Genomic DNA, 8,212 nt, shown 5'->3' on the forward strand with positions numbered 1-8,212 from the left:
TGCTGCGCCGTCGCGCCACCCGCTCCTGACCGGTCCCGCACGGTCTCCGGCCGGGGGTCGACGCCGTACCGGCGTGGCCGGGGTCGGTCACCGGGTCCGACGCAGCTACGACGAAGGGCCCGCCGGGGAACCGGCGGCCCTTCGCGGGTACGTCTCAGACCAGGCGGACCCGGGCGGCGCGCAGCCGGGCCAGGGTGCGCTCCCGGCCGAGCACCTCCAGCGACTCGAACAGCGGCAGCCCGACGGTGCGGCCGGTGACCGCGACCCGGACCGGCGCCTGCGCCTTGCCCAGCTTCAGGCCGCGCTCGGCGCCCACCGCCTCCAGGGTCGCCTTCAGCGACTCGGCGTCCCACGACTCCAGCGCCTCGTACGCGGCGATCGCCGCGTCCAGCAGGTCGGCTGCGCCCTCCTTCATCGCCTTGGCCCAGGCGGCCTCGTCGATCAGCGGGTCGGCCAGGAAGAGGAAGTCGACGTTCGGCACGATCTCGCTGAGCACCGCGATCCGGGTCTGGGCCAGCGGCGCCACCGCCGCGAACGCCTCGGCGTCGAACTCGGCCGGCTGCCACGGCGGCGGGGCGATCGTCTCGGTGCCGGTCAGCCACGGCTGGCAGGCGGCCACGAACTCGTCGACCGGCAGGGCGCGGATGTACTCGCCGTTGAACGCGCGCAGCTTCTTCTCGTCGAAGAAGGCGCTGGAGGCGTTCACCTCCTCCAGCCGGAACTCCTCCTCGATCACCGACCAGGGCACGATCTCCCGGTCACCCGACGGCGCCCAGCCGAGCAGCATCAGATAGTTGCGCATGGCGTCGGCGAGGTAGCCCTCGTCCCGGTACGCCTCCAGGGCGACCTTGTCGCGGCGCTTGGAGAGCTTCTGCCGCTTCTCGTTGACCACCACGGGGACGTGGGCCCAGACCGGCGGCTTCACCCCGAGGGCGTCCCAGAGCAGCTGCTGCTTGGGGGTGTTGGGCAGGTGCTCCTCGGCCCGGACCACGTGGGTGATCCCCATGGTCATGTCGTCGACCACGTTGGCCAGCAGGAAGACCGCCGAACCGTCGGCGCGGGCGATGACGAAGTCCTCGATCAGCTTGTTCTCGAAGGTCGGCTCGCCGCGGATCAGGTCGACCACCACGGTCTCGCCCTCGTCCGGGGTGCGGAAGCGCAGCGCACGCCCCGGGCCGGGCTCCAGGCCCCGGTCCCGGCAGAAGCCGTCGTAGCCCTGGTACTGCGAGCCGGTGCGGGCCTGCACGTCCTCGCGGGTGCAGTCGCAGTAGTACGCCCGGCCGGCCTCGTGGAGCCGCTGGGCGGCGGCGCGGTGCTCGGCGGCGTACTGCGACTGGAAGTACGGCCCCTCGTAGCTGCCGCGGGCGATGCCGATCCACTCCAGCGCGGACAGGATGCCCTCGGTCCACTCGGGCTTGTTGCGCGCCGCGTCGGTGTCCTCGATGCGCAGCACGAAGACCCCGCCCTGCTGCTTGGCGTAGATCCAGTTCTGCAGCGCCGAGCGGGCGCCGCCGACGTGGAACATACCGGTCGGGGAAGGGGCGAAGCGCACACGTACCGTCACGTCCTCCAGCCTACGGCCGCCCGCGACCCCATTCCCCCAGGGGTCCCGAGCCGCAGCCCCCAAGATCCACGCACTTTCCCGGAAAGCGTGGCCATTCGACGCCGAATGAGCACTCTTTCCCAGAAAGTGCGGGCAGTGGGGGTGGGTGGGGTCAGCGGACGGCGCGGATCTTGAGGACGAGGGCGCTGCCGAGGAGGGTGACGGCGGCCGTCACGGCGTAGAGGGTGGGGTAGCCGCCGAGGTGGACCACGATCGGGGCGGAGATGGCCGGGCCGAGCACCTGCGGGGCGGAGTTTGCGATGTTGATCACCCCGAGGTCCTTGGCCCGGTCGGTGGCGCGGGGCAGCACCTCGGTGATCAGCGCGGCGTCGACCGACAGGTAGACGCCGTAGCCGGCGCCGAGCAGCAGCGCGGCGGCCACCGCCATCGACCAGACCGGCGCGACGGCGAGCAGCAGCGCCGCCACCGCCATGATCACCCCGGAGGTGATCACGAAGACCTTGCGCCGGCCGGAGCGGTCGGAGAGCCGGCCGGCGACCACCGCGGTCAGCATCATCCCGACGGTGTAGAGCAGGATCAGCACCAGCAGCGCGCCCTCGGGGTCGGGGTGGCGCACCCCGTCGGTGAGGAAGTACAGCAGGTAGAGGGTGCCGAGCGCGTTGCCGATCTGGACCAGGAACCGGGTGATCCAGGCCCAGGCGAAGTCCGGGTGCCGGCGCGGGCTGATCCACATCGAGGCGGCCAGCGCCCGCCAGCGCAGCGCCGGGCGGTGCGCCCGGGGCAGCGGGTCGTCGGCGGTGAGCAGCGCGAACGGCAGCGAGAGCAGCAGCACGGCCACCGCGATGGCCGCGTACCCGGCGGTGGTGCCGCTGACGACGGCGGTGACCAGCACCGCGCCGACCACCAGGCCGAGGGCCTGCGGGATGCCCACCCAGCCGGAGACGCCGCCGCGCTGGGCGACCGGCACCCGGTCGGGGATGGCCGCGGTCAGGCTGGCCAGCATCGCGTTGAAGCACACCTGCGCGGCCACCCAGCCCACCGTCACCCCGGCGATGGTGTCCTGCCGGGCCAGCAGCACCAGGGCGAGCGCGCCGAGCACCGCGCCGCCCGCCGTCCAGACGTGCCGGCGGCCGAACTCGCGCCCGCCGATCCGCAGGCAGGTACGGTCCGACAGCGCCCCGGCGAGCGGGTTGACGAGCACCGCCGCGAGCGCGCCGATCCCGGTGACGACGGCCAGCATGGCCTCCTTGTCGAGCGGGGCGATCCGCTCGACCTGCTGCGGCAGCAGCACCTGGATCGGGGTGAAGAAGGCCATCCAGACGCCGAGGTTGGCCGCGAAGATCAGCGCGATCCAGCTCCGCCGGACCGGCACCATCGGCTCGGCGAGCGCCGCCGGCAGCGAGGTCGGCGTCGGGTCGATCGTGGTCATCGCCGGACGACCTGGTCCCGGTACCAGGCGTACGAGGACTTGGGCGTGCGGACCTGGGTGTCGAAGTCGACGTGCACCAGGCCGAAGCGCTTGGTGAAACCCTCCGCCCACTCCCAGTTGTCCAGCAGCGACCAGACGAAGTACCCGGTCACGTCGACGCCGTCGTCGATCGCCGCCCGGACCGCCCGCAGGTGCCCGTCGAGGTACGCGATCCGCTCCGGGTCGTGCACCCGGCCGTCGGCGTCGGGTACGTCGTCGTAGGCGCAGCCGCTCTCGGTGAGCTGGATCTCCGGCAGCGCCTCGCCGTAGGTGTCGTGCAGCCAGGTGAGCAGTTCGCGCAGCCCCTCCGGGACCACCGGCCAGTCGAAGCCGGTCCTCGGGTAGCCCTCCAGCGGCACCATCTCGAACGGCAGCGGCGCGCCCTCCTCCGGCGCGCGGATCCCGGTCGGGTTGTAGTAGTTCACCCCGAGCACGTCGATCGGCGCGGCGATGATGTCCAGGTCCCCGTCGCGCACCGGGGCGTCCTCGAAGCCGGGCGGGTAGCCCCGGCCGAGCAGCGGGTCGGTGAAGAGCCGGTTGTGCAGCGCGTCGTACACCGCCCCGGCGGCCCGGTCGGCGTCGGTGCCGCCGAGCAGCCGCACCGGCGAGTAGTTGTTGGCGATGGCGACCGGACTGGTGCTGCGGGCGCGTAGCGCGGCGACCGCCAGGCCGTGCCCGAGCAGTTGGTGGTGGGCGACCGGCAGGGCGTCGAAGAGCAGGAACCGGCCCGGCGCGTGTATTCCCGTGCCGTGGCCGAGGCTCATGTGGATGAACGGCTCGTTCAGGGTGATCCAGAGCTTCACCCGGTCGCCGAGGCGGGCGGCGACCAGGTCGGCGTACTCGGCGAAGCGGTGCGCGGTGTCCCGGTTCAGCCAGCCGCCGGCGTCCTCCAGCGGCTGCGGCAGGTCCCAGTGGAAGAGGGTGGCCACCGGGTCGATGCCGGCGGTGAGCAGGTCGTCGACGAGCCGGTCGTAGAAGTCGAGGCCGGCCGGGTTGGCCGCCCCGGTCCCGCCGGGCTGCACCCGGGGCCAGGCGATCGAGAACCGGTACGCCGAGACGCCCAGCCCGGCCATCAGCGCGACGTCCTCGCCGTGCCGGTGGTAGTGGTCGCAGGCCACGTCGCCGGTGCTGCCGTCGACGATCCGCCCGGGGGTGTACGCGAAGGTGTCCCAGATGGACGGCCCGCGTCCGTCGGCGTCGGCGCCACCCTCGATCTGGTACGCGGAGGTGGAGACCCCCCAGCGGAAGCCGGCGGGGAACGCGGGCATCGGCGCGGTCGTCACAGTCGCCCTCCCAGAAACATGAGATGTGTTCGGGACTCTAGGGCGCGGGCCCTCGAAGCGCCATAGGCCCGCAGCCGTGCCGGCGCAAGGGTTTTCGGCGTGTCTTTTCCGAACCCGTCCCAGTACGTCCGAATTTGCGCATACAGTGCGGAATATCGCGGATGTCCTCAGTGGGGGAAGACAGAAATGATCCTCGTGGAACGCAGTGCGCACGTGGTGGCGCCGATGGAAGCGGTCTGGGACGTCGTGCAGCGGGCCGAGCAGTTGCCGGCCTGGCTGGCGGGCGTCCGCGCGGCCGAGGTCCTCTCGGGGGAGGGCTTCGGCCGGCGACAGCTGGTCCAGGCCGGGCGCGGCGCGGCGCACGAGGCAGAGGTGATCGCCTACCAGGAGCCGACCCTGATCGGGTGGCGGGAGCGGGCCAGGGGTGCCGGCGCCCGGGCCGAGGCGCGCACCGAGATCTACGTCCAGCTCACTCCCGACGAGGAGCAGGGCGGGACGATCGTGCGGCTCATCGTCGTACGGTGGCCGGCCGGTCCGGTCAAGGCGGCCCTGCTCCGGCTCGGGCTGCGTCGGGTCGCGCCGACCTGGAGGACTCGCTGGCCCGCCTCACCGACCTGGCCGCCGTCGGCTGAGCAGGGCGCGTCCTACGGCGTCACCCGCGACGGCGGTGGCCCGGCGTCCCCGCCAGGGGCTCCGGACCACCGCCGCTTCCGTCCGCCTTCTGCCGCGTCGGCGACCGCATGGTGGGCCGGGAACGACAGCGGGCCCGGCGCGTGGTGCGCCGGGCCCGTCCGTCGTACGCGGGGACTAGCTGTCGCCGCCGGTCTCGCCGACCGGGGCGGCGGTGACGTCCTCGAGGGCGTACTTCTTGGCCGCCTCGGCCGGCACGTTCGCCGGCACCGCGCCGCGCAGCGCGAGCTGCCGCAGCGTCGCGACCGTCACCGACTCGGCGTCGACGTGGAAGTGCCGGCGCAGCGCGTGCCGGGTGTCCGACATGCCGAAGCCGTCGGTGCCGAGCGAGGTGTAGTCGCCGGGCACCCAGCGCGAGATCAGGTCCGGCACCGCGCGCATCCAGTCGCTGACCGCGACCTTCGGCCCGTCGGCGTCGGCCAGCTTCTGCTGGATGTACGGCACCCGCGGCTCACTACCCGGGTTGAGCAGGTTGTGCTCCTCGCACTCCACCGCGTCCCGGCGCAGCTCGGTCCAGGAGGTCACCGACCAGACGTCGGCGGCCACCCCCCAGTCCTGGGCGAGCAACTGCTGCGCCTTGAGCGCCCACTGCATGCCGGTGCCGGAGGCCAGGACGTTGGCCTTCGGCGCGTCCCCGCCCACCTCGGGCGCCGGGGAGTAGCGGTAGATGCCCTTGAGCAGGCCCTCGACGTCCACGCCCGCCGGCTCGGCCGGCTGCAGGATCGGCTCGTTGTAGACCGTCAGGTAGTAGAAGATGTTCTCCTGAGCGTCCCCGTACATCCGGTGCAGGCCGTGCTCCATGATGTGCGCGATCTCGAACGAGAACGCCGGGTCGTACGCGACCACCGCCGGGTTGGTGGCGGCGATCAGCAGCGAGTGCCCGTCCTCGTGCTGCAGACCCTCACCGTTGAGCGTGGTCCGCCCCGCGGTGGCGCCGAGCAGGAAGCCCCGGGCCATCTGGTCGGCGGCCGCCCAGAGCCCGTCGGCGGTGCGCTGGAACCCGAACATCGAGTAGAAGATGTACATCGGGATCATCGGCTCGTCGTGGGTGGCGTACGAGGTGCCGGCCGCGGTGAACGAGGCGACCGAGCCGGCCTCGTTGATCCCCTCGTGCAGGATCTGCCCGGTGGTCGACTCCTTGTACGACAGGAAGAGCTCCCGGTCGACGGAGGTGTACCGCTGGCCGTGCGGCGAGTAGATCTTCGCGGTCGGGAAGATCGAGTCCAGGCCGAAGGTGCGGGCCTCGTCCGGGATGATCGGCACCCAGCGCTTGCCGAACTCCTTGTCCTTCATCACGTCCTTGAGCAGGCGGACGAAGGCCATCGTGGTGGCCACCTTCTGCTTGCCCGAGCCGCGCTTGACGTCGGCGAACCGCTCCGGGCCCGGGATGGTCAGCCGCTTGCTGCTGGTCCGCCGGGACGGCAGGTAGCCGCCGAGCTGCTCGCGCCGCTCCTTGAGGTACGCGATCTCGTCGGACTTCTCACCCGGGGTGTAGTACGGCGGCAGGTAGGGGTTGTCCTCCAGCGCCTTGTCCGGGATGTCCAGGTAGAGGCGGTCGCGGAAGGTCTTCAGATCCTCCAGCGTCAGCTTCTTCATCTGGTGGGTGGCGTTGCGGCCCTCGAAGTGCGAGCCGAGCGTCCAGCCCTTGATCGTCTTGGCCAGGATGACCGTCGGCTGCCCGGTGTGCTCGGTCGCCGCCTTGTACGCCGCGTAGAGCTTGCGGTAGTCGTGGCCACCTCGCTTGAGGTTCCAGATCTCGTCGTCGGAGAGGTGCTCGACCATCTTGCGGGTCCGCGGGTCGCGGCCGAAGAAGTGCTCCCGGACGTACGCCCCGGACTCCGCCTTGTAGGTCTGGTAGTCGCCGTCGGGCGTGGTGTTCATCAGGTTCACCAGCGCGCCGTCGGTGTCCGCGGCGAGCAGCGGGTCCCACTCCCGGCCCCAGACCACCTTGATCACGTTCCAGCCGGCGCCCCGGAAGAAGGCCTCCAGCTCCTGCATGACCTTGCCGTTGCCCCGCACCGGGCCGTCCAGCCGCTGCAGGTTGCAGTTGATCACGAAGGTGAGGTTGTCCAGCTCCTCACGGGCGGCCACGCCGATCGCGCCGAGGGTCTCCGGCTCGTCCATCTCGCCGTCGCCCAGGAACGCCCAGACGTGCTGGTCGGACGTGTCCTTGATGCCCCGGTGGTGCAGGTACCGGTTGAACCGGGCCTGGTAGATGGCGTTCAGGCCGCCGAGCCCCATCGAGACGGTGGGGAACTCCCAGAAGTCCGGCATCAGCCGCGGGTGCGGGTACGACGGCAGCGCGCCGCCCGGGTGGGACAGCTCCTGGCGGAACCCGTCGAGCTGGTCCTCGCTCAGCCGCCCCTCCAGGAACGCCCGCGCGTACATGCCGGGGGAGGCGTGACCCTGGTAGTAGATGTGGTCGCCGCCGCCGGGGTGGTTCTTGCCCCTGAAGAAGTGGTTGAAGCCCACCTCGTAGAGCGAGGCGGAGCTGGCGAAGGTGGAGATGTGCCCGCCGACCCCGATCTCCGGGCGCTGCGCCCGGTGCACCAGCATCGCCGCGTTCCACCGGACGTACGCCCGGATCCGCCGCTCGACGTGCTCGTCACCGGGGAACCACGGCTCGCGCTCCGGAGCGATGGTGTTGATGTAGTCGGTGGTGGTCAGCGACGGCACCCCGACCTGGCGCTCGCGGGCCCGCTCCAGCAGGCGCAGCATGACATAGCGGGCGCGTTTGGTTCCGCGCTCGTCGATGACACCGTCGAGCGACTCGACCCATTCGCCGGTCTCTTCAGGGTCGATGTCCGGAAGCTGGCTCGGCAGACCAGCGGTGATCACCGGGCGCTTGCGTTCCGTAGCCACAGGCGTTCCCTCGGTTGTGTGTGGGATAGGTCTCTAGCGCCATCCTGCCCCCTGGTGGCACCCGTCGTCACGTCTAGCTCCCCCAGACGCGACGCTCAACACAGGTACCCGTCAGTAACTTTGCGCAACCGACCGATGCGCTAGTCGACCGGGCGCTTGTCCGCCGTCCCTACCCTTCGGGCATGCGATCGCGACTGCTGCTCCTGGGGCTCGTGACGGCCGTCGCCGGCGTGGCCGGCGTCGGCGTGGGGCTGGCCGGTCTGGCGGCGGGGAGGCCGGAGATGGTGGGGTTCCTGGCACTGGGCGCGCTCGGCGCTGCTGCTCGTCGTCGGGCTGGCCCGCGAC

4 protein-coding genes and 1 pseudogene are annotated in these 8,212 nt (G+C 71.7%); 1 reads left to right on the forward strand and 4 read right to left on the reverse strand.

Translation table 11 applies throughout. From position 1 onward, the window contains the following. Positions 1 to 154: 154 nt before the first annotated feature. The 3 genes from gltX to JNW89_RS20110 all read right to left on the reverse strand — a co-directional run bounded on the left by gltX (position 155) and on the right by JNW89_RS20110 (position 4,300). Entirely contained in the window at positions 155 to 1,564 is a 1,410-nt protein-coding gene (gene gltX, locus JNW89_RS20100) for a glutamate--tRNA ligase (RefSeq protein ID WP_309140005.1), read from the reverse strand. Positions 1,565 to 1,715: 151 nt separating this feature from the next. Then, a complete protein-coding gene (locus JNW89_RS20105) occupies positions 1,716 to 2,993 on the reverse strand; it encodes an MFS transporter (RefSeq protein ID WP_238450067.1) in 1,278 nt (425 codons plus the stop codon). After that, positions 2,990 to 4,300 carry a GH1 family beta-glucosidase gene (locus JNW89_RS20110; protein WP_238450068.1) on the reverse strand — a complete coding sequence of 437 codons (1,311 nt, stop codon included), beginning with the start codon at positions 4,298 to 4,300 and terminating at the stop codon, positions 2,990 to 2,992. The genes JNW89_RS20105 and JNW89_RS20110 overlap by 4 nt, the downstream gene beginning before the upstream one ends. A gap of 201 nt (positions 4,301 to 4,501) precedes the next feature. On the opposite strand from JNW89_RS20110, the pseudogene JNW89_RS20115 reads away from it, so the two are divergent. Continuing rightward, positions 4,502 to 4,947: pseudogene (locus JNW89_RS20115) on the forward strand (SRPBCC family protein). A 175-nt stretch (positions 4,948 to 5,122) separates the two neighbouring features. Here the strand turns inward: JNW89_RS20115 and aceE are convergent. Next, positions 5,123 to 7,867 carry a pyruvate dehydrogenase (acetyl-transferring), homodimeric type gene (aceE, locus tag JNW89_RS20120; protein WP_309140006.1) on the reverse strand — a complete coding sequence of 915 codons (2,745 nt, stop codon included), beginning with the start codon at positions 7,865 to 7,867 and terminating at the stop codon, positions 5,123 to 5,125. Between the last annotated feature and the right edge of the window lie 345 nt (positions 7,868 to 8,212).

The organism is Micromonospora sp. 4G55, assembly GCF_016803375.1.